This is a genomic window from Methyloparacoccus murrellii, from assembly GCF_054657115.1.
In genome coordinates, this window is sequence record NZ_BAAHXD010000061.1 from 1 (window position 1) to 15,526 (window position 15,526).

The 15,526-nt window shown below is 54.5% G+C and carries 31 protein-coding genes; 1 reads left to right on the forward strand and 30 read right to left on the reverse strand.

The genetic code is table 11. The features are described 5' to 3' along the window. Nucleotides 1-30 precede the first annotated feature (30 nt). Nucleotides 31-366, reverse strand: coding sequence for a Sec-independent protein translocase protein TatB (gene tatB / locus ACYQ1H_RS14080; RefSeq protein ID WP_460028678.1), 336 nt, complete (start codon nt 364-366; stop codon nt 31-33). A gap of 325 nt (nt 367-691) precedes the next feature. Between tatB and panD the strand changes: the two genes are divergently transcribed. Further along, nucleotides 692-1,072, forward strand: coding sequence for an aspartate 1-decarboxylase (panD, locus tag ACYQ1H_RS14085; protein WP_460028679.1), 381 nt, complete (start codon nt 692-694; stop codon nt 1,070-1,072). A gap of 84 nt (nt 1,073-1,156) precedes the next feature. Here the strand turns inward: panD and folP are convergent, their stop codons facing one another. The 29 genes from folP to rpsJ form a co-directional block, all read right to left on the reverse strand. Continuing rightward, a complete protein-coding gene (gene folP / locus ACYQ1H_RS14090; protein ID WP_460028680.1) occupies nt 1,157-2,023 on the reverse strand; it encodes a dihydropteroate synthase in 867 nt (288 codons plus the stop codon). Between the two features lie 89 nt (nt 2,024-2,112). Next, entirely contained in the window at nt 2,113-2,478 is a 366-nt protein-coding gene (gene rplQ / locus ACYQ1H_RS14095) for a 50S ribosomal protein L17 (RefSeq protein ID WP_460028681.1), read from the reverse strand. 12 nt (nt 2,479-2,490) lie between these two features. Further along, on the reverse strand, nt 2,491-3,486 hold the full coding sequence (locus tag ACYQ1H_RS14100) for a DNA-directed RNA polymerase subunit alpha (RefSeq protein WP_460028682.1): 996 nt from the start codon (nt 3,484-3,486) through the stop codon (nt 2,491-2,493). A 9-nt stretch (nt 3,487-3,495) separates the two neighbouring features. Further along, nucleotides 3,496-4,116, reverse strand: a complete 621-nt coding sequence (gene rpsD, locus ACYQ1H_RS14105; RefSeq protein WP_460028683.1) for a 30S ribosomal protein S4 — start codon at nt 4,114-4,116, stop codon at nt 3,496-3,498. A gap of 15 nt (nt 4,117-4,131) precedes the next feature. Beyond that, nucleotides 4,132-4,518 (reverse strand): 30S ribosomal protein S11, encoded by a 387-nt coding sequence (gene rpsK, locus ACYQ1H_RS14110; protein WP_460028684.1) that lies wholly within the window; start codon nt 4,516-4,518, stop codon nt 4,132-4,134. A gap of 41 nt (nt 4,519-4,559) precedes the next feature. Continuing rightward, on the reverse strand, nt 4,560-4,916 hold the full coding sequence (rpsM, locus tag ACYQ1H_RS14115) for a 30S ribosomal protein S13 (RefSeq protein WP_460028685.1): 357 nt from the start codon (nt 4,914-4,916) through the stop codon (nt 4,560-4,562). A gap of 60 nt (nt 4,917-4,976) precedes the next feature. Next, a complete protein-coding gene (gene rpmJ, locus ACYQ1H_RS14120; protein ID WP_460028686.1) occupies nt 4,977-5,090 on the reverse strand; it encodes a 50S ribosomal protein L36 in 114 nt (37 codons plus the stop codon). Between the two features lie 30 nt (nt 5,091-5,120). Further along, nucleotides 5,121-6,446, reverse strand: coding sequence for a preprotein translocase subunit SecY (secY, locus tag ACYQ1H_RS14125; RefSeq protein ID WP_460028687.1), 1,326 nt, complete (start codon nt 6,444-6,446; stop codon nt 5,121-5,123). A gap of 1 nt (nt 6,447) precedes the next feature. Then, on the reverse strand, nt 6,448-6,882 hold the full coding sequence (gene rplO, locus ACYQ1H_RS14130) for a 50S ribosomal protein L15 (RefSeq protein ID WP_460028688.1): 435 nt from the start codon (nt 6,880-6,882) through the stop codon (nt 6,448-6,450). 2 nt (nt 6,883-6,884) lie between these two features. Next, nucleotides 6,885-7,067 carry a 50S ribosomal protein L30 gene (gene rpmD / locus ACYQ1H_RS14135; protein ID WP_460028689.1) on the reverse strand — a complete coding sequence of 61 codons (183 nt, stop codon included), beginning with the start codon at nt 7,065-7,067 and terminating at the stop codon, nt 6,885-6,887. Between the two features lie 6 nt (nt 7,068-7,073). Continuing rightward, nucleotides 7,074-7,577 (reverse strand): 30S ribosomal protein S5, encoded by a 504-nt coding sequence (rpsE, locus tag ACYQ1H_RS14140; protein ID WP_460028690.1) that lies wholly within the window; start codon nt 7,575-7,577, stop codon nt 7,074-7,076. A 15-nt stretch (nt 7,578-7,592) separates the two neighbouring features. Next, nucleotides 7,593-7,946 (reverse strand): 50S ribosomal protein L18, encoded by a 354-nt coding sequence (gene rplR, locus ACYQ1H_RS14145; RefSeq protein WP_460028691.1) that lies wholly within the window; start codon nt 7,944-7,946, stop codon nt 7,593-7,595. Between the two features lie 10 nt (nt 7,947-7,956). Continuing rightward, the gene (gene rplF / locus ACYQ1H_RS14150; protein WP_460028692.1) at nt 7,957-8,493 is read right to left on the reverse strand and encodes a 50S ribosomal protein L6; all 537 of its coding nucleotides are present in this window, start codon (nt 8,491-8,493) and stop codon (nt 7,957-7,959) included. 14 nt (nt 8,494-8,507) lie between these two features. Then, nucleotides 8,508-8,903: a 30S ribosomal protein S8 gene (gene rpsH / locus ACYQ1H_RS14155; RefSeq protein WP_460028693.1), complete on the reverse strand. Its 396-nt coding sequence runs from the start codon at nt 8,901-8,903 to the stop codon at nt 8,508-8,510. 30 nt (nt 8,904-8,933) lie between these two features. Then, the gene (gene rpsN / locus ACYQ1H_RS14160) at nt 8,934-9,239 is read right to left on the reverse strand and encodes a 30S ribosomal protein S14 (protein WP_460028694.1); all 306 of its coding nucleotides are present in this window, start codon (nt 9,237-9,239) and stop codon (nt 8,934-8,936) included. Between the two features lie 9 nt (nt 9,240-9,248). Then, on the reverse strand, nt 9,249-9,788 hold the full coding sequence (gene rplE / locus ACYQ1H_RS14165; protein ID WP_460028695.1) for a 50S ribosomal protein L5: 540 nt from the start codon (nt 9,786-9,788) through the stop codon (nt 9,249-9,251). A gap of 13 nt (nt 9,789-9,801) precedes the next feature. Continuing rightward, a complete protein-coding gene (gene rplX, locus ACYQ1H_RS14170; protein ID WP_460028696.1) occupies nt 9,802-10,119 on the reverse strand; it encodes a 50S ribosomal protein L24 in 318 nt (105 codons plus the stop codon). A 9-nt stretch (nt 10,120-10,128) separates the two neighbouring features. Continuing rightward, on the reverse strand, nt 10,129-10,497 hold the full coding sequence (rplN, locus tag ACYQ1H_RS14175; RefSeq protein WP_460028697.1) for a 50S ribosomal protein L14: 369 nt from the start codon (nt 10,495-10,497) through the stop codon (nt 10,129-10,131). Between the two features lie 38 nt (nt 10,498-10,535). Further along, entirely contained in the window at nt 10,536-10,796 is a 261-nt protein-coding gene (gene rpsQ / locus ACYQ1H_RS14180; protein WP_460028698.1) for a 30S ribosomal protein S17, read from the reverse strand. Then, nucleotides 10,793-10,987 (reverse strand): 50S ribosomal protein L29, encoded by a 195-nt coding sequence (gene rpmC / locus ACYQ1H_RS14185; RefSeq protein WP_460028699.1) that lies wholly within the window; start codon nt 10,985-10,987, stop codon nt 10,793-10,795. The genes rpsQ and rpmC overlap by 4 nt, the downstream gene beginning before the upstream one ends. After that, nucleotides 10,987-11,400, reverse strand: a complete 414-nt coding sequence (gene rplP / locus ACYQ1H_RS14190; RefSeq protein ID WP_460028700.1) for a 50S ribosomal protein L16 — start codon at nt 11,398-11,400, stop codon at nt 10,987-10,989. Before rplP ends, rpmC begins: the two co-directional genes overlap by 1 nt. Before the next feature lie 14 nt (nt 11,401-11,414). Beyond that, complete coding sequence (gene rpsC / locus ACYQ1H_RS14195; protein ID WP_460028701.1) at nt 11,415-12,083, reverse strand: 30S ribosomal protein S3; 669 nt, start codon at nt 12,081-12,083, stop codon at nt 11,415-11,417. A 7-nt stretch (nt 12,084-12,090) separates the two neighbouring features. Continuing rightward, nucleotides 12,091-12,426 (reverse strand): 50S ribosomal protein L22, encoded by a 336-nt coding sequence (gene rplV, locus ACYQ1H_RS14200; RefSeq protein ID WP_460028702.1) that lies wholly within the window; start codon nt 12,424-12,426, stop codon nt 12,091-12,093. Between the two features lie 34 nt (nt 12,427-12,460). Further along, nucleotides 12,461-12,733 (reverse strand): 30S ribosomal protein S19, encoded by a 273-nt coding sequence (rpsS, locus tag ACYQ1H_RS14205; protein WP_460028703.1) that lies wholly within the window; start codon nt 12,731-12,733, stop codon nt 12,461-12,463. Nucleotides 12,734-12,754: 21 nt separating this feature from the next. Then, on the reverse strand, nt 12,755-13,579 hold the full coding sequence (rplB, locus tag ACYQ1H_RS14210; RefSeq protein WP_460028704.1) for a 50S ribosomal protein L2: 825 nt from the start codon (nt 13,577-13,579) through the stop codon (nt 12,755-12,757). A gap of 46 nt (nt 13,580-13,625) precedes the next feature. Continuing rightward, nucleotides 13,626-13,919, reverse strand: coding sequence for a 50S ribosomal protein L23 (gene rplW / locus ACYQ1H_RS14215; protein WP_460028705.1), 294 nt, complete (start codon nt 13,917-13,919; stop codon nt 13,626-13,628). Further along, nucleotides 13,916-14,530 (reverse strand): 50S ribosomal protein L4, encoded by a 615-nt coding sequence (rplD, locus tag ACYQ1H_RS14220; RefSeq protein WP_460028706.1) that lies wholly within the window; start codon nt 14,528-14,530, stop codon nt 13,916-13,918. The genes rplW and rplD overlap by 4 nt, the downstream gene beginning before the upstream one ends. A gap of 9 nt (nt 14,531-14,539) precedes the next feature. Beyond that, the gene (rplC, locus tag ACYQ1H_RS14225; RefSeq protein WP_460028707.1) at nt 14,540-15,172 is read right to left on the reverse strand and encodes a 50S ribosomal protein L3; all 633 of its coding nucleotides are present in this window, start codon (nt 15,170-15,172) and stop codon (nt 14,540-14,542) included. Nucleotides 15,173-15,200: 28 nt separating this feature from the next. Beyond that, a complete protein-coding gene (gene rpsJ, locus ACYQ1H_RS14230) occupies nt 15,201-15,512 on the reverse strand; it encodes a 30S ribosomal protein S10 (RefSeq protein WP_460028708.1) in 312 nt (103 codons plus the stop codon). Between the last annotated feature and the right edge of the window lie 14 nt (nt 15,513-15,526).

A 15,526-nucleotide genomic window follows, 5' to 3' on the forward strand; every position in this document is an offset into this window, starting at 1 on the left:
CCAGCCAGGCTGGATGATAAACGCGAACGACTACCCGCTGGTATCGGGCTCCTTGGGTACAGCGGCAATGCTCGTGACATCACCCGGTCCCGGATCGTCCCGCTTCGTCATCGACAAGGACGATGGCTTGATGGTCATGGCATCGACTTCCTTTTCAAAATGCCGGCGCTTTTCCTCCAGGCTTTGCCTGAGCTCGTACAGTTGCAGTTCGCGATCGATCTCCGTCTTCGCCGAGGCCACCATCATCCGCGCCCGGCGAATCCACAGGGAGGTTTCCCGGACCATGCGCGGCAGGCGCTCGGGACCGAAGACCAGCAGCGCTACCAGTGCAATCAACATCAACTCCCAGAACCCGATATCAAACATAGCAACTCAGACCTCGGTGCTCACACATTATGAGGATTCAGGCTTGTCAGCCTCAGGCTGGCGGACGACTGAAGGAGAAACCCTTACTGAACGCTCGCGGATCACCCAACCGGCATCCTGCGTTCCCGGACGCCCCACAAAACGCGAGGATGAACAAAAACGGCAGACGCGACATCCGCATACCAACCCCGAGGCCGGGACACCCGGCCGGCAAGGCTGGCAACCATGCCGCCCCACCCCCCGCTGACCAGCACATCATTGCGACGGCTATGAATTTTATAGATAATTCGATGTTCGGTCTTTACCAAACTCTAGGCTTATTCAGATGCTCACCACGATGTTGAAGGCCAAACTGCACAGGGCCCGGGTGACTCACGCGGAGCTTGAATACGAAGGCTCCTGCGCCATCGATGCCGGGCTCCTGGAGCGCTCGGGTATTCGTGAATACGAACAGATTCACATCTACAACGTCAACACAGGTGCCCGCTTCGTCACCTATGCCATACGTGCCCAGGAAGGCTCGGGAGTGATTTCCGTCAATGGCGCCGCCGCCAGACTGGCCGCGCCCGGAGATGTCCTGATCATTTGCGCCTATGTCGGCCTGGATCAGGCCGAACTCACGAACTTCCAGCCCACGCTGATCTATCTGGACGCCGGCAATCAGATCCTGAGGGTCGGCCACGAAATACCGGTTCAGGCAGCCTGACCGCGCCGGTTTCCCCTCAACCCTCCATTTCCGGAAAGCCTGCGGTCAGCGCCGACCGCCCCTTTCGGCATAGCCGCCGCCCTGTCAATCAATGCTGCTGGCGCAAGCCTCAATCGCGTGGGCGACCTGCACCGCCTGGCGATTGGGCCGCACATCGTGCACCCGAACGATCGAAACGCCTGCCATCATGCCCATGACGGTGGTTGCGACGGTGGCTCCCAGAAGATCGGCAGGATTTTCCTCCTGGCACAGCGAGCCCATGAAACGCTTGCGGCTACAGCCAAGCAGGACCGGATAGCCCAGTTCAACGATATCATCAAGCCTGCCGAGCAGGGCCAGATTATGCGACCGACTCTTGCCAAAACCGATGCCAGGGTCAACCACGATGCGTCCAGCATCGATACCCGCCAGCATGGCCGCATCCGCCCGCGCGCGCAGATAATCTTTTACCTCGGCCACAACATCCACATAGGCAGGGCGATCCTGCATCGTTTTTGATGTTCCTTGCCGATGCATCAGCACGATGGGCGCGCCAAGACGCGCAGCGACGGCATACATGTCGTCATCATCGGTACCTGCCGAAACATCATTGATGATATCCGCACCAGCCTGCACGGCCTGCTCCGCCACGCGACTCAGCGAGGTATCAATACTGATCAGGAAGTGCCTGTTCGGCAATGATCGCCGGGTTTGCACCAGTTTCAGAATGACCGGCATGACCCGCGCGAGTTGCTCTTCGGCAACCACCGGCTCCGAGCCCGGGCGGGTTGACTCCCCCCCGACATCGATGATGTCCGCCCCCTCGTCGATCATCGTCATGGCGTGACGCAGGGCGACATCGATATCTCGATAGCGGCCACCATCCGAAAAGCTGTCGGGGGTCACATTCAGTATGCCCATGATCAAGGGCCGGCGCTCAGCCAATCGATCAGACAGGGTAAACACGGCCACGGCGCTCTCGTCAGAGTTTCTGAGTCACTGGGTTTGTACCGACGAAAAAAAACCCCGCATAGCAGGGTTTTTCCTCGCTTGATTGGCGATCAGCCTTCGCTGCGATCCACCAGTTCAACATAGGCCATGGGGGCCGAGTCTCCTGGACGAAGACCACACTTCAGAATCCGCAGATAGCCACCGGGCCTGTTCTTGTAGCGCGGACCCAGACTCTCGAAGAGCTTGGTCACAGCAACACGGTCACGGGTTCGTGCGAAAGCCAGACGTCGGGCAGCAACGCTGTCCTCCTTCGACAAGGTGATCAGCGGTTCGGCAAAGCGACGCATTTCCTTGGCGCGGGGCAACGTGGTCTTGATGACCTCGTTGTGAATCAGGGCATTCGTGAGATTACGGAACAATGCAGCCCGATGGCTGCTGTTCATGTTCAATTTCCGACCAGCTTTGCGATGTCTCATGTGCAGTTCTCTTTAATTCTCTTGCTCTTCCGGCTTCAGATTCTCCGGTGGCCAGTTTTCAAGGCGCATGCCCAAAGACAAGCCCTTGGTAGCTAGAATATCCTTGATTTCCGTTAGCGACTTCTTGCCCAGATTGGGCGTCTTGAGGAGATCGTTCTCGGTCCTCTGAATCAGGTCGCCAATATAGAAGATGTTTTCCGCCTTCAGACAATTAGCGGAACGTACCGTTAACTCGAGATCATCGACCGGCCGCAGCAACAGGGGATCGAATTCGGAGCTTGCCTCTGCAGCACCCGGAGCATCAACGCCTTTCAGCGCAATGAAGACCGAAAGGTGTTCGTTGAGGATGGCGGCTGCCTGACGCACGGCATCTTCCGGCTCTAGGGTACCGTTCGTCTCGATGTCGATCACCAGTTTATCGAGGTCCGTGCGCTGCTCGACACGTGCACTTTCGACCACGTAAGAAACCCGGCGAATGGGGCTGAACGAAGCATCAAGCTTGAGGGCACCCACCTCAAGCTCTTCCCCATTATCCTGCCTGGACAAGACCGGCTGATATCCACGACCACGCTGGACATGGAGTTTGATTTCCAACTCACCAGAATCGGTGAGGTTGGCAATTTCCATGTCTCCGTTCAGAACTTCGGCCTGATGCGTCGAAGTAATATCGGCCGCCGTGACCTTGCCAGGACCGCTGCGCTTCAACGAGAGTGTTGCCCGGTCACCCTCATGGATCCGGATGGCAAGATTCTTGAGGTTGAGCAAGATATCCAGGACGTCCTCACGGACGCCGTCAATCGATGAGTATTCGTGGTCGACCCCGGCAATGGCAACCGACGTAACGGCACACCCGGGAATGGACGACAGCAACACTCGGCGCAATGCATTGCCAAGCGTATGACCAAAGCCCCTTTCCAGAGGTTCGATGACGATACGCGCATTGTTTTTGCTGACCGGGGTTACATCCACCAGTCTTGGCTTGATCAAATTTGCCAGATAACTTTGCATGTCGCTCAATTACTTAGAATACAACTCGACAACCAGCTGTTCGTTGATTTCGCTTCCAAGCTCACTGCGGTCCGGCGACGATTTATAGACACCCTGCATTTTTTGCGTATCCACATCCAACCAGACAGGAAAACCATATTGCTCGGCAACCCCAAGGGCGTCCTTGATCCTGAGCTGGCTCTTGGATTTCTCGCGGACACTGATGACATCACCAGGCTTGACCTGATAAGACGGAATATTCAAAGCATTCCCGTTCACGGCAATCGCCTTGTGGCTAACCAGCTGGCGCGCCTCCGCCCGGGTAGCCGCAAAACCCATGCGGTATACCACATTGTCCAATCTCGCCTCCAGGAAGTTCAAGAGGTTCTGGCCTGTGGATCCCTTCTGCTGGGCAGCCGCCTTGTAGTAGTTGCGGAATTGGCGCTCCAGTACACCATATATACGACGGAGCTTCTGCTTTTCACGCAACTGGGTGGCATAATCGGACATGCGGGCACGCTTGGTGCCATGTTGGCCGGGCTGCTGATCCAGCTTGCACTTCCCCTCGAGGGACTTGCCGCGGGACTTCAGAAAAAGATCGGTTCCTTCCCTTCGGCTAAGCTTGCACTTGGGACCAAGATATCTTGCCATGATAACTCCTGAAAATTAAACGCGGCGCTTCTTGGGCGGACGGCAACCGTTGTGGGGAATGGGAGTGCCGTCAACAATATTATTGATCTTGAAACCCATGTTATTAAGAGACCGCACCGCCGACTCTCGTCCGGGGCCTGGCCCCTTGATGACGACATCGAGATTCTTGACACCGTAATCCTTGACGATATTACCCACCTTTTCGGCCGCCACCTGGGCAGCGAAGGGCGTGCTTTTGCGCGACCCACGGAACCCAGAAGCACCTGCGGTAGCCCAGGCCAATGCATTACCTTTTCGGTCGGTAATGGTGATGATGGTGTTATTGAACGTGGCATTGATATGAACAACGCCATCGGAGATATCGCGCTTGATTTTTTTGGTAGGACGTCCAGGACCGGCCATGACTAAACCTTAACTTTGTGAGCTTGTTGAAATCGTCGAAATCACTTACGAACAGGACGGCGAGGCCCCTTGCGGGTACGTGCATTGGTACGGGTCCGCTGGCCGCGCAAGGGCAAACCGCGACGATGTCTCATGCCACGATAGCAACCCAGATCCATCAGCCGCTTGATGTTCATTGCAGTTTCCCTGCGCAGATCACCTTCGACCGTAAACTTGGCAACCGCTTCACGTAACCTCTCAACCTCTTCCTCAGAAAGACTCTTGACCTTGGTCGACGGAGCAATGGCAAGACGCTGGCAGATCTCGGCGGCTCTATTTCTACCGATACCATAGATTGCGGTCAATGATATGACCAAATGCTTATGGTCAGGAATATTTACGCCTGCAATACGGGCCATCTAGGTTATCTCCGACAAACTGAGTAGGTTACTGCTCTCGCCAATGCCGACATCACAGGCTCAACCTTGGCGCTGCTTATGACGCGCATCCTTACAAATGATGCGGACAATGCCATTGCGTTTAAGGACCTTGCAATTCCTGCAAATTTTCTTTACCGATGCGCGAACTTTCATTATTTCTTCCTCGACAAACGCCTGCTGGGCTCAGGAGCCGAGCTTCAAATTACTTTTCTTCAGAAGACCCTCGTACTGATGCGAGATCACGTAGGTCTGTATCTGTGACATGAAGTCCATGACAACGACAACGATGATCAGCAGCGACGTGCCGCCAAAATAGAACGGAACATTCCAGTAGAGAATAAGGAATTCAGGCAGCAAGCAAACCGCCGTAATGTAGAAGGCTCCCACGAGTGTCAGCCGCGTCATTACCGCATCGATGTACTGAGCTGTCTGCTGGCCCGGGCGTACGCCAGGGATAATTGCGCCAGACTTCTTGAGATTTTCGGCGGTTTCATTGGAGTTGAACACCAAGGCCGCGTAGAAGAAACAGAAGAAGACGATAGCAGCCGCATAGAATAGCACATAAACAGGCTGACCGGGAGACAGCGTCGTTGCCACGTCTTGCAGCCAGCTCATGCCCTCCGCGTTGCCGAACCATCCGGCCAAGGTCGCCGGGAACAGGATGATGCTCGAAGCAAAGATGGGCGGAATGACGCCGGACATGTTCAGCTTGAGCGGCAGGAAGCTCTTGTGGGCGGCGTACATCTTCCGCCCTTCCTGACGCTTGGCATAATTGATCACGATGCGTCGCTGGCCCCGCTCGACGAAGACAACAAGGGCTGTAACGCCGATGGCAATAGCAAACAGGGCAATGATGCTGAAGGCTCCCAGTTCACCCGTGCGAGCCAGCTCAAGAGTGCCACCGATCGCTGTCGGAAGCCCAGCTACGATACCGGAAAAGATGATGATCGAGATGCCATTGCCGATACCGCGTTCGGTGATCTGCTCACCCAACCACATCAGGAAGACGGTCCCGCAGACCAGCGATACGGCACAAACGAATACGAACTGGAACCCGGGACTGATGACGACCGGCATACCACCAGCCGACTGGTTCTGCAGCGCCAGCGCTATGCCGACCGCCTGGAAGCTGGCCAGGAACACTGTGGCATAGCGGGTATACTGGTTGATTTTCTTGCGACCACTCTCACCCTCCTTCTTGATCTGCTCAAGCTGCGGGACAACACCCGCCATCAGCTGGAGAATGATCGAGGCTGAAATATAGGGCATGATCCCCAGGGCGAAGATGCTAAGGCGTTTCAGCGCACCGCCCGAAAACATGTTGACCATGTCGAGAATGCCACCCTTGTCGGCAAACATGGTGGCCAGGGCCTTGGGATCAATACCCGGAATCGGAATGTGCGCACCGACACGATAAACGAACAGGGCGCCTAGGACAAAGAGCAGTCTCTGCCGCAGCTCCCCGAGGCGACCGAAACGTTCGGCAAGTGCAGAGCTCGCGGCACTCATACTAACCCTCGACCTTTCCGCCAGCGGCTTCGATCTTTGCTCTTGCCCCAGGGGTTACTCTGAGACCCGATATGGTAACTGCCTTGGCAATCTCGCCCGAATCAATCAGGCTCACGGATTTTGCATAGGCGGGAACTAGGTTGGCAGCCTTCAGCGCCAGCACATCAATGACGGCAGAGTCCACCGAAGCCAACTCATGCAAACGAACCTGAGCGCTGAACTTCTTGCTTTGGGACCTGAAGCCGACCTTAGGGAGACGCCGTTGCAAGGGCATCTGGCCTCCCTCGAAGCCGACCTTGTGGAAACCACCAGCTCTGGCTTTCTGACCCTTGTGGCCTTTACCACTGGTTTTACCGAGCGTGGAACCAATGCCCCTGCCCAAGCGCTTCTTGGCCTGCCGGCTGCCTTCGGCAGGATGTAGATCATTCAAAAACATAGTCAGTCCTCAACCTTGAGCATATAGCTGATTTTATTAATCATCCCCATGTTTTCCGGGGTAGCGATCACCGCGACACGCTGGTGCATACGACGAATGCCCAAACCCCTGAGGCAGGCTTTGTGGGATTCGTGTCGGCCAATCGAGCTCTTGATCTGGGTAATATTAACTTGCTTTTGACTCATGACTATTTACCGCGTTTCGAGCTGCTTGCCACGTTTGGCTGCCAGCTTGGCAGGGTCGGCAATCTCTGTAAGACCCTTGATGGTTGCCCGAACAACGTTGATGGGATTGTTCGTACCAATACACTTCGCAAGGACATTGTGAACACCTACCACCTCGAAGACAGCGCGCATGGCGCCTCCTGCGATGATGCCGGTACCTGCCGATGCTGGCTGCATGAAGACCTTGGCGGCACCGGTCGACGAAGCAACGGCATAATGCAAGGTATCCCCATTAAGGCTGACCTTGCGCATATTGCGACGCGCCTGTTCCATGGACTTCTGGATGGCAACCGGAACTTCCCTGGCTTTGCACAAGCCATAGCCCACGCGTCCGTTACCATCACCGACCACTGTCAATGCGGTAAAACCAAAAACACGACCACCCTTGACAACCTTCGCCACTCGCCGGACAGCAACCAGCTTCTCCTGAAAGCCATCCGCCGAACCACTCTGAACATTCTGATTTGCCATTGATCGCGCTCCTGTCTAGAACTGAAGTCCGGCTTCACGCGCGGCATCTGCCACTGCCTTGACGCGCCCGTGATACTTGAAGCCAGAGCGATCAAAGGCTACCTGGCTGATGCCTGCGGCGAGAGCACGCTCAGCGACAAGCTTGCCGACGGCTTTTGCCGCTTCCACATTACCCGTATTTTTCAAGGATGCCTTAATATCCTTCTCCAGGGTCGATGAACAGGCCAGCACCTTGGATCCATCGGCAGTGATGACCTGAGCATAGATATGCCGCGGAGTCCGGAACACAGTCAGTCGGTCAGTACCGAGATTGCGGATGATTGCGCGAGTTTTTGCCGCCCTGCGCAGCCGAGCTGCCTTCTTGTCCATTTCACTCAACCTATTTCTTTTTCGCTTCTTTCTTGACGATGACCTCATCGGCATATCGAATGCCTTTGCCCTTGTAGGGCTCCGGGGGACGATAGGCTCTGATGTTGGCGGCAACCTGACCGACTTGCTGCTTGTCGCAGCCTTTGATGACGATTTCGGTTTGTGATGGTGTTTCTATTACAATTCCTGCCGGGACAGGAAAATTGACAGGGTGCGAGAAACCCAGGCTCAGGTTCAAAACATTGCCTTGAGCTTGGGCACGATAGCCAACACCGACCATGGTCAACTTGCGCTCATAGCCCGTGCTGACGCCGAACACCATATTGGCGAGATTCGCACGCGTAGTACCTGCCATGGCGTCCTTTTCTTTGTCGCTGACATCGCCGATGACTGCTATCTGAGCACCCTCGACAACAACTTCGACAAGGGGGTGCACGCTCGACATCAAGGTCCCTTTCGGTCCCTTGACCGTCACGAGGCCGGCCTGGTCTTTTACGACTTCTACCCCTTTTGGCAATGAGATAGGATTTTTTGCAACTCTAGACATGATCGGTTTAACCCTTACGAAACAGTGCAGAGTATTTCACCACCATGCCTTCCCTCACGCGCTGACTTATCGGTCATCACGCCTTTGGAAGTAGAAATGATGGCAACACCAAATCCCCCCAAGACCTTGGGAAGATCATCAGCCGATTTATAGACTCTACGACCTGGTTTACTGATGCGCTGGATGCTCTCGATGACAGGCGAGCCCTGAAAATACTTCAATGTGACAGTCAGGACCGGCTTGCTGCCAATGGCCTCGACATTAAAGTCTTCGATATAACCTTCTTCCTTCAGCACCTGACATACCGAAGCTTTCAGCTTCGATGACGGCATGGAAACGAAAGTCTTGTTGGCAGCCTGACCGTTACGTACACGAGTCAGAAGGTCAGCCAAGGGATCGGTGATGCTCATTTAGAGACTCCAAAAAACAGATGACACGTTCTACCAGCTTGCCTTGGTTACACCAGGCACATCACCGCGCATGACCGATTCACGCAGCTTGTTGCGGCCAAGGCCGAACTTCCGGTAGAAACCATGTGGTCTGCCTGTCAAATTGCAACGATTGCGAAGCCGTGAGGCAGAGGAATCACGAGGAAGCTTCTGCAGGCTCATCTCTGCATTGATCTTGTCCTCTTCGCTCGCCATGGGATCGACGATGACAGCCTTCAAGGCCTGACGTTTTGCCGAATACTTCTGTACAAGCTTCTGCCGCTTAACTTCTCTGGCAATCATTGATTTTTTAGCCATCGTATAACCCTAGGTCCTGAACGGAAATTTGAACTGCTCCAGCAATGCCTTGGCTTCCTGATCGGTTTTTGCGCTGGTCGTAATCGTTATGTCGAGACCTCTCACCACGTCGACCTTGTCAAAGTCGATCTCCGGAAAGATGATCTGCTCCTTAACGCCCATGCTGTAATTCCCGCGACCATCGAACGACCGCCCATTCAGACCACGGAAGTCACGGATCCGCGGGATGGCCACCGTGATCAACCTGTCAAGGAACTCATACATCCTATCCCGACGCAGCGTAACCTTGCAGCCAATCGGCATTCCATCGCGGATTTTGAAGCCAGCAATGGACTTCTTGGAAATGGTAATGATAGGCTTCTGCCCGGAAATCTTCTGCAGATCATCGAGCGCGTTCTGCAGGATTTTCTTGTCTGCAACAGCCTCACCAACCCCCATATTCAGGGTGATCTTCTCCAGCTTGGGCACCTCCATGAGGGACTTGTAGCCGAATTTCTCGGTGAGCGCGGGTATTATTGCGTCTTTATAAAGCTGTTGTAATCTAGCCATTTTGATATACCGACTACGCGTCAATCACTTCGTTACTGGACTTGAAGAACCGCACCTTGCGTCCATCTGCCAGCAGTCGAAAGCCGACACGATCAGCCTTGTTGGTGGCGGGATTCAGAAGGCCAACATTGGATATGTGCAGAGGCATGGCCTTATCCACTATACCACCGGCAATTCCTTTCATCGGCATGGGCTTCTGGTGCTTGCGGGCAACATTGATGCCGTCGACAACAATCTTGCCATCATCATGTATGGCAAGCACAGCACCTACCTTGCCCTTGTCCTTACCGGTCAGAACGACGACCTGGTCACCTTTCCTAATCTTTCGCATGATCGACTCCTAGATGACTTCAGGGGCCAGTGAAATGATCTTCATGAATTTTTCCGAGCGCAGTTCTCGTGTCACGGGTCCGAAAATGCGGGTCCCTATGGGCTGGTGCTGGTTATTGAGCAGGACGGCTGCATTGCCGTCGAACCGAATGAGAGAGCCGTCGGCACGGCGAACACCCTTTCGAGTACGAACAACAACAGCGTTGTAGACTTCGCCTTTCTTTACACGACCGCGAGGAATCGCTTCCTTGATGCTCACCTTGACGATATCGCCTACATTCGCATAGCGTCTATGCGAACCACCCAGGACCTTTATACACATAACCTTCCTGGCACCGCTATTGTCGGCGACATCAAGGTTGGTTTGCATCTGAATCATGTCACTTACCTAAATCTATGAATTCGCTTGATAGGATCTCACCGAGACCGCTCTAGGATTCGATCCAGCTTCCACACCTTTTTTGCCGATACAGGACGGCAGGCAGCTACGACAACGACATCACCGACCTTGGCTTCATTGTTTTCGTCGTGAGCCAGCACCTTCGTGGAGCGCCGGATGTATTTGCCATACAGAGGGTGGGCAACCATTCGATCAACACGTACGGCAACCGTTTTTTCCATCTTGTCGCTAACGACAGTGCCAGTCAGGGTATGGACATTCTTCAGCTCGGAACTCATGACTTCACACCCTTTTCGCGCAGAATGGTATTGATTCGGGCAATCATTTTACGGTTTTTTTGTAGCTGGTCCGGCTTGGACAGCTGTCCCGTGGTTTTCTGCATTCTAAGATTGAATTGTTCCCTGTGCAGGTTAACCAATTCCTGGGCCAGCTCTTCTTCCGTCTTCGAGCGGATTTCCTCAGTTTTCATTACATCACCGTCCTGACAGCAAAGATAGTCTTTACCGGTAACTTTGCCGCTGCCAAAGCGAATGCTTCACGTGCCAGTTCCTCGCTGACACCCTGAAGCTCATAAAGCATCGTTCCTGGCTTGATTTCCGCAACCCAATATTCAACGCTCCCCTTGCCGCTGCCCATACGGACTTCGAGTGGCTTCTTGGTAATGGGTTTGTCCGGGAAAACGCGGATCCAGATTTTGCCGCCCCTCTTCACGTGTCGCGTAATCGCACGCCGAGCAGACTCTATCTGCCTCGCGGTCATGCGGCCGCGTTCAACGGATTTAAGCCCGAACTCACCGAAGCTTACCTTGTTGCCTTTGAGCGCAAGACCGGTATTCCGTCCCTTGTGCTGCTTTCTGTATTTTGTACGTTTAGGCTGTAACATAGTCTATATCCCAATTATGCTTCAGCGGCCTGGCCTTTCACGTCAGAGCCATACTCGGGCAGGATTTCACCCTTGAAGATCCATACTTTGACGCCAATGACGCCATATGTTGTTTTTGCTTCCGCAAAACCATAATCGATATCGGCACGAAAAGTATGCAGTGGTACACGACCTTCGCGATACCATTCGGTTCTGGCAATTTCGGCACCGTTAAGGCGCCCGCTGACACTGATCTTGATACCTTCAGCGCCCAGCCTGAGCGTGTTCTGTACCGCCCGCTTCATTGCTCGCCTGAACATGATGCGCTTTTCCAACTGCTGGGCAACACCCTCGGCGACAAGCTGGGCATCTAGTTCAGGCTTCCGGATTTCCTCGACGCTGATCTGTACGGGGACCGACATCATCTGCGAGACTTCCCGGCGCAAGGCGTCGATATCTTCGCCTTTCTTGCCGATCACCAAGCCGGGCCGGGCGGTGTGAATGGTGATATGAGCATTGTTCGCCGGCCGATTGATCTGGATCCTGCTGACCGAAGCATGGCCCAGCTTTCTGCGCAGAAAGTCCCTCACCAGCAAATCCTTGTGGAGGAAACTGGCATAGTCTTTGCTGCTGGCATACCAGCGCGAAGTCCAATCTTTGATGATACCCAGTCTAATACCGGTAGGATGTACTTTCTGTCCCATGATCGGCCTAGCGTTTTTCAGTGACTTTGATTGAAATATGACAAGTGCGCTTGCTGATGCGGTTTGCGCGCCCCTTCGCCCGCGGGGACATGCGCTTCAAGGTTGCACCCTCCCCCACCTCGATGGCTTCCACGCGGAGCTCATCGATGTCTGCACCGTCATTGTGCTCTGCGTTCGCAATGGCCGATTCCAGAACTTTCTTCACAATCTTCGCAGACTTCTTGGGGCTGAAGGTAAGCAAATCGATTGCTCTATCTACCTTCAGGCCACGAATCTGATCAGCCACCAGCCGGCATTTCTGCGCCGAAACCCTGGCGGTATTCAACCTAGCAATTGTAGCCATTGTCTGAACCTTAACCTGATGACGTTTAAGCCGTTTACTTCGACTTCTTATCTGCCTGATGCCCTTTGTAGGTGCGGGTTGGCGCGAACTCTCCCAACTTGTGACCGACCATATTGTCGCTGATCAGCACCGGGATATGCTGCCTTCCGTTATGCACCGCAATTGTCAGACCAATCATTTCCGGCAGGATCATCGAACGGCGCGACCAGGTTTTTATTGGTCTCTTGTTGCCGGAATTGGCGCTCTCGAGCACCTTGCCCAGAAGATGGTGATCGATGAAAGGACCTTTTTTAATCGAACGTGGCACGGGATCTACCTCACAGCTAATTTATTTCTTGCGGCCACGGATAATAAGCTTGTCAGTTCGCTTATTGTTGCGGGTTTTATAACCCTTCGCCGGTGTACCCCAAGGCGATACAGGATGACGACCACCGGATGTTCTGCCTTCGCCACCACCATGCGGATGGTCTACCGGGTTCATCGCAACACCACGGACGGTCGGCCGAATACCGCGCCAGCGTTTCGCACCCGCCTTGCCCAACGAAGCCAGGTTATGCTCGTGATTAGAAACTTCGCCGATTACCGCCTTGCACTCGGCCAGAACCTTGCGCATCTCGCCTGAGCGCAGGCGGATCGTCGCATAGGCACCCTCTTTGGCCACAAGCTGAACGGAACTTCCACCCGCTCTCGCCAGCTGAGCACCCTTGCCTGGTTTCAACTCCACGCAATGCACGACAGAGCCCACTGGAACATTGCGCAGCGGCAGACAGTTGCCAAGCTTTATGCCGGCATGTTCTGACGAGACGATCTCCTGGCCAACCACAAGCCCCCGGGGGGCAATCACATAGCGGCGCTCGCCATCCCGATAGACGACCAAGGCAATGTGTGCCGTGCGGTTTGGGTCATATTCGATGCGCTCGACATGACCTGGCACTTCGAGCTTGTCCCGCTTGAAGTCGATCAAGCGATAGAACTGCTTGTGCCCACCACCCTTATGGCGGGTGGTAACGCGCCCTTGGTTGTTCCTGCCGCTGCTGCGATTCTTTTTCTCGATGAGCTTCGCTTCTGGTCGGCCCTTGTGAAGACCTTCGGTCTTCACTCTCACGACAAAGCGGGAGCCGGCGGAGGTTGGCTTGGATTTAACGAGTGCCATAATTGCTATCCAGTAACTATTTCTCTATGCCAATGCCCGGCCGATGCTAAGCAGAAGCAAAGTCGATGTCAAACCCAGGCTTGAGCTTTATATAAGCCTTTTTCCAGTCCGATCTGGCGCCGATGAAGCGCCCAAAGCGCTTCTGTTTGCCCTTCACATTCAGGACATGAACAGAATCGACTTCGACTTCGAACAGCATCTCTACTGCACGCTTAATCTGCTGCTTGGTAGAGTTTTTCCTGACCTTGAACACAACTCTTTTCTCTTTCTCGGCAGACAAGCTGCTCTTTTCGGAGATGACAGGTGCTTCCAATACCTTCATGAGTTCAATCTGTCTCACGCCAAGCCCTCCTCAACTGCCTTGAGCGCTTCAGCCGTCATGATGACCTTGTCGCTATGCACGAGCTGAACCGGATTCAGTGATTTTGCCTCTGCCACATAGACATGCGGCATATTCCTAGCTGACAGAAACAGGTTCGCATCCACGTCCTTAGTGATGATAGTGCCCTTGTCGAAACCCATCTCCGCAAGCTGCGATCGCAGAGCCTTGGTCCTTACTTCCGGCAGCGACAGTTCGTCAACCACCACCAGGCGACCCTGCCGCAGAAGCTCCGAGAAGATGGATCTCATCGCGGCGCGGTACATCTTCTTGTTCAGCTTCTGCTCATAATTGCGATTGCGAGCGGCGAAGGTCACACCACCCGTGCGCCAGAGAGGGCTACGGGTCGTACCTGCGCGTGCACGGCCACTTCCCTTCTGTTTCCACGGCTTCGCCCCACCGCCACTCACATCCGAACGTGTTTTCTGGGCCTTGGTTCCAGAGCGGGCGGCCGCCATATAGGAAACAACCAACTGATGAACCAGGCTTTCATTGAAATCGCGACCGAAAACGTCCGCCGAGGCGTTCACGCCTTGCGCTCCCGATACTGCCGAAGGAATTACGATCGACATCATTTATTCCTATTTCTTGACTGCGGCTTTGACGACGACACGACCACCCTTGGGACCGGGGACAGCTCCCTTGATCATCAAGAGATTCCTGTCCTTATCGATACCGGAAATCTTCAGATTCTGGATAGTTACTTGCTCAGCGCCCATGTGGCCCGCCATTTTCTTGCCCTTGAACACACGCCCAGGCGTCTGGTTCTGACCAATCGAGCCTGGCGCACGGTGTGACAGGGAGTTACCGTGCGTCGCGTCCTGCGTTCTGAAGTTATACCGCTTCACGACACCAGCAAATCCCTTGCCGATACTGATCCCGCTCACATCGACAAACTGGCCTTCCTGAAACAGCTCCAGCCCGATCTCGGCGCCCACGGCATACCCATGGCCATCACCCAGGCGAAACTCCATCAGCTGGTCGCCAGCTTCGACCCCGACCTTCGCGTAATGGCCAGACATGGCCTTGGTCAGGCGGGAACGCTTGACGGAACCGGTCGTGACCTGAACGGCGCAGTAGCCATCCGTCTCGGCATTCTTGACCTGGACGACCCGGTTCGGCTCAACTTGCACGACAGTTACGGGTTCGGCAGATCCATCCTCGTGGAAGATGCGAGTCATGCCGCACTTCCGTCCAATCAATCCCAGGGCCATCACACGCTCCCGCTATAAAACCTATCTATTAGTTCAATTTGATCTGAACATCCACACCCGCAGACAGATCGAGCTTCATCAAGGCGTCAACCGTCTTGTCGGTAGGCTCGATGATATCCATCAATCGCTTGTGGGTTCTCAACTCATACTGATCGCGCGCATCCTTGTTGACATGCGGGGAGATCAGAACCGTATATCTTTCCTTTTTCGTCGGCAGGGGAATCGGCCCAAGTACCTGGGCGCCGGTCCGCTTTGCTGTCTCAACAATCTCGCTGGCCGACTGGTCAATAAGACGGTGATCAAAGCCCTTTAGGCGGATACGAATACGTTGTTTCTGCACGGCAATTACTCCAG

What these genes read in the sequence shown, in the direction of transcription:
- tatB (WP_460028678.1), bottom strand. Translation starts at nt 366, where the DNA reads ATGTTTGATATCGGGTTCTGGGAGTTGATGTTGATTGCACTGGTAGCG.
- panD (WP_460028679.1), top strand. Translation starts at nt 692, where the DNA reads ATGCTCACCACGATGTTGAAGGCCAAACTGCACAGGGCCCGGGTGACT.
- rplQ (WP_460028681.1), bottom strand. Translation starts at nt 2,478, where the DNA reads ATGAGACATCGCAAAGCTGGTCGGAAATTGAACATGAACAGCAGCCAT.
- ACYQ1H_RS14100 (WP_460028682.1), bottom strand. Translation starts at nt 3,486, where the DNA reads ATGCAAAGTTATCTGGCAAATTTGATCAAGCCAAGACTGGTGGATGTA.
- rpsD (WP_460028683.1), bottom strand. Translation starts at nt 4,116, where the DNA reads ATGGCAAGATATCTTGGTCCCAAGTGCAAGCTTAGCCGAAGGGAAGGA.
- rpsK (WP_460028684.1), bottom strand. Translation starts at nt 4,518, where the DNA reads ATGGCCGGTCCTGGACGTCCTACCAAAAAAATCAAGCGCGATATCTCC.
- rpsM (WP_460028685.1), bottom strand. Translation starts at nt 4,916, where the DNA reads ATGGCCCGTATTGCAGGCGTAAATATTCCTGACCATAAGCATTTGGTC.
- rpmJ (WP_460028686.1), bottom strand. Translation starts at nt 5,090, where the DNA reads ATGAAAGTTCGCGCATCGGTAAAGAAAATTTGCAGGAATTGCAAGGTC.
- secY (WP_460028687.1), bottom strand. Translation starts at nt 6,446, where the DNA reads ATGAGTGCCGCGAGCTCTGCACTTGCCGAACGTTTCGGTCGCCTCGGG.
- rplO (WP_460028688.1), bottom strand. Translation starts at nt 6,882, where the DNA reads ATGTTTTTGAATGATCTACATCCTGCCGAAGGCAGCCGGCAGGCCAAG.
- rpmD (WP_460028689.1), bottom strand. Translation starts at nt 7,067, where the DNA reads ATGAGTCAAAAGCAAGTTAATATTACCCAGATCAAGAGCTCGATTGGC.
- rpsE (WP_460028690.1), bottom strand. Translation starts at nt 7,577, where the DNA reads ATGGCAAATCAGAATGTTCAGAGTGGTTCGGCGGATGGCTTTCAGGAG.
- rplR (WP_460028691.1), bottom strand. Translation starts at nt 7,946, where the DNA reads ATGGACAAGAAGGCAGCTCGGCTGCGCAGGGCGGCAAAAACTCGCGCA.
- rplF (WP_460028692.1), bottom strand. Translation starts at nt 8,493, where the DNA reads ATGTCTAGAGTTGCAAAAAATCCTATCTCATTGCCAAAAGGGGTAGAA.
- rpsH (WP_460028693.1), bottom strand. Translation starts at nt 8,903, where the DNA reads ATGAGCATCACCGATCCCTTGGCTGACCTTCTGACTCGTGTACGTAAC.
- rpsN (WP_460028694.1), bottom strand. Translation starts at nt 9,239, where the DNA reads ATGGCTAAAAAATCAATGATTGCCAGAGAAGTTAAGCGGCAGAAGCTT.
- rplE (WP_460028695.1), bottom strand. Translation starts at nt 9,788, where the DNA reads ATGGCTAGATTACAACAGCTTTATAAAGACGCAATAATACCCGCGCTC.
- rplX (WP_460028696.1), bottom strand. Translation starts at nt 10,119, where the DNA reads ATGCGAAAGATTAGGAAAGGTGACCAGGTCGTCGTTCTGACCGGTAAG.
- rplN (WP_460028697.1), bottom strand. Translation starts at nt 10,497, where the DNA reads ATGATTCAGATGCAAACCAACCTTGATGTCGCCGACAATAGCGGTGCC.
- rpsQ (WP_460028698.1), bottom strand. Translation starts at nt 10,796, where the DNA reads ATGAGTTCCGAGCTGAAGAATGTCCATACCCTGACTGGCACTGTCGTT.
- rpmC (WP_460028699.1), bottom strand. Translation starts at nt 10,987, where the DNA reads ATGAAAACTGAGGAAATCCGCTCGAAGACGGAAGAAGAGCTGGCCCAG.
- rplP (WP_460028700.1), bottom strand. Translation starts at nt 11,400, where the DNA reads ATGTTACAGCCTAAACGTACAAAATACAGAAAGCAGCACAAGGGACGG.
- rpsC (WP_460028701.1), bottom strand. Translation starts at nt 12,083, where the DNA reads ATGGGACAGAAAGTACATCCTACCGGTATTAGACTGGGTATCATCAAA.
- rplV (WP_460028702.1), bottom strand. Translation starts at nt 12,426, where the DNA reads ATGGCTACAATTGCTAGGTTGAATACCGCCAGGGTTTCGGCGCAGAAA.
- rplB (WP_460028704.1), bottom strand. Translation starts at nt 13,579, where the DNA reads ATGGCACTCGTTAAATCCAAGCCAACCTCCGCCGGCTCCCGCTTTGTC.
- rplD (WP_460028706.1), bottom strand. Translation starts at nt 14,530, where the DNA reads ATGTCGATCGTAATTCCTTCGGCAGTATCGGGAGCGCAAGGCGTGAAC.
- rplC (WP_460028707.1), bottom strand. Translation starts at nt 15,172, where the DNA reads ATGGCCCTGGGATTGATTGGACGGAAGTGCGGCATGACTCGCATCTTC.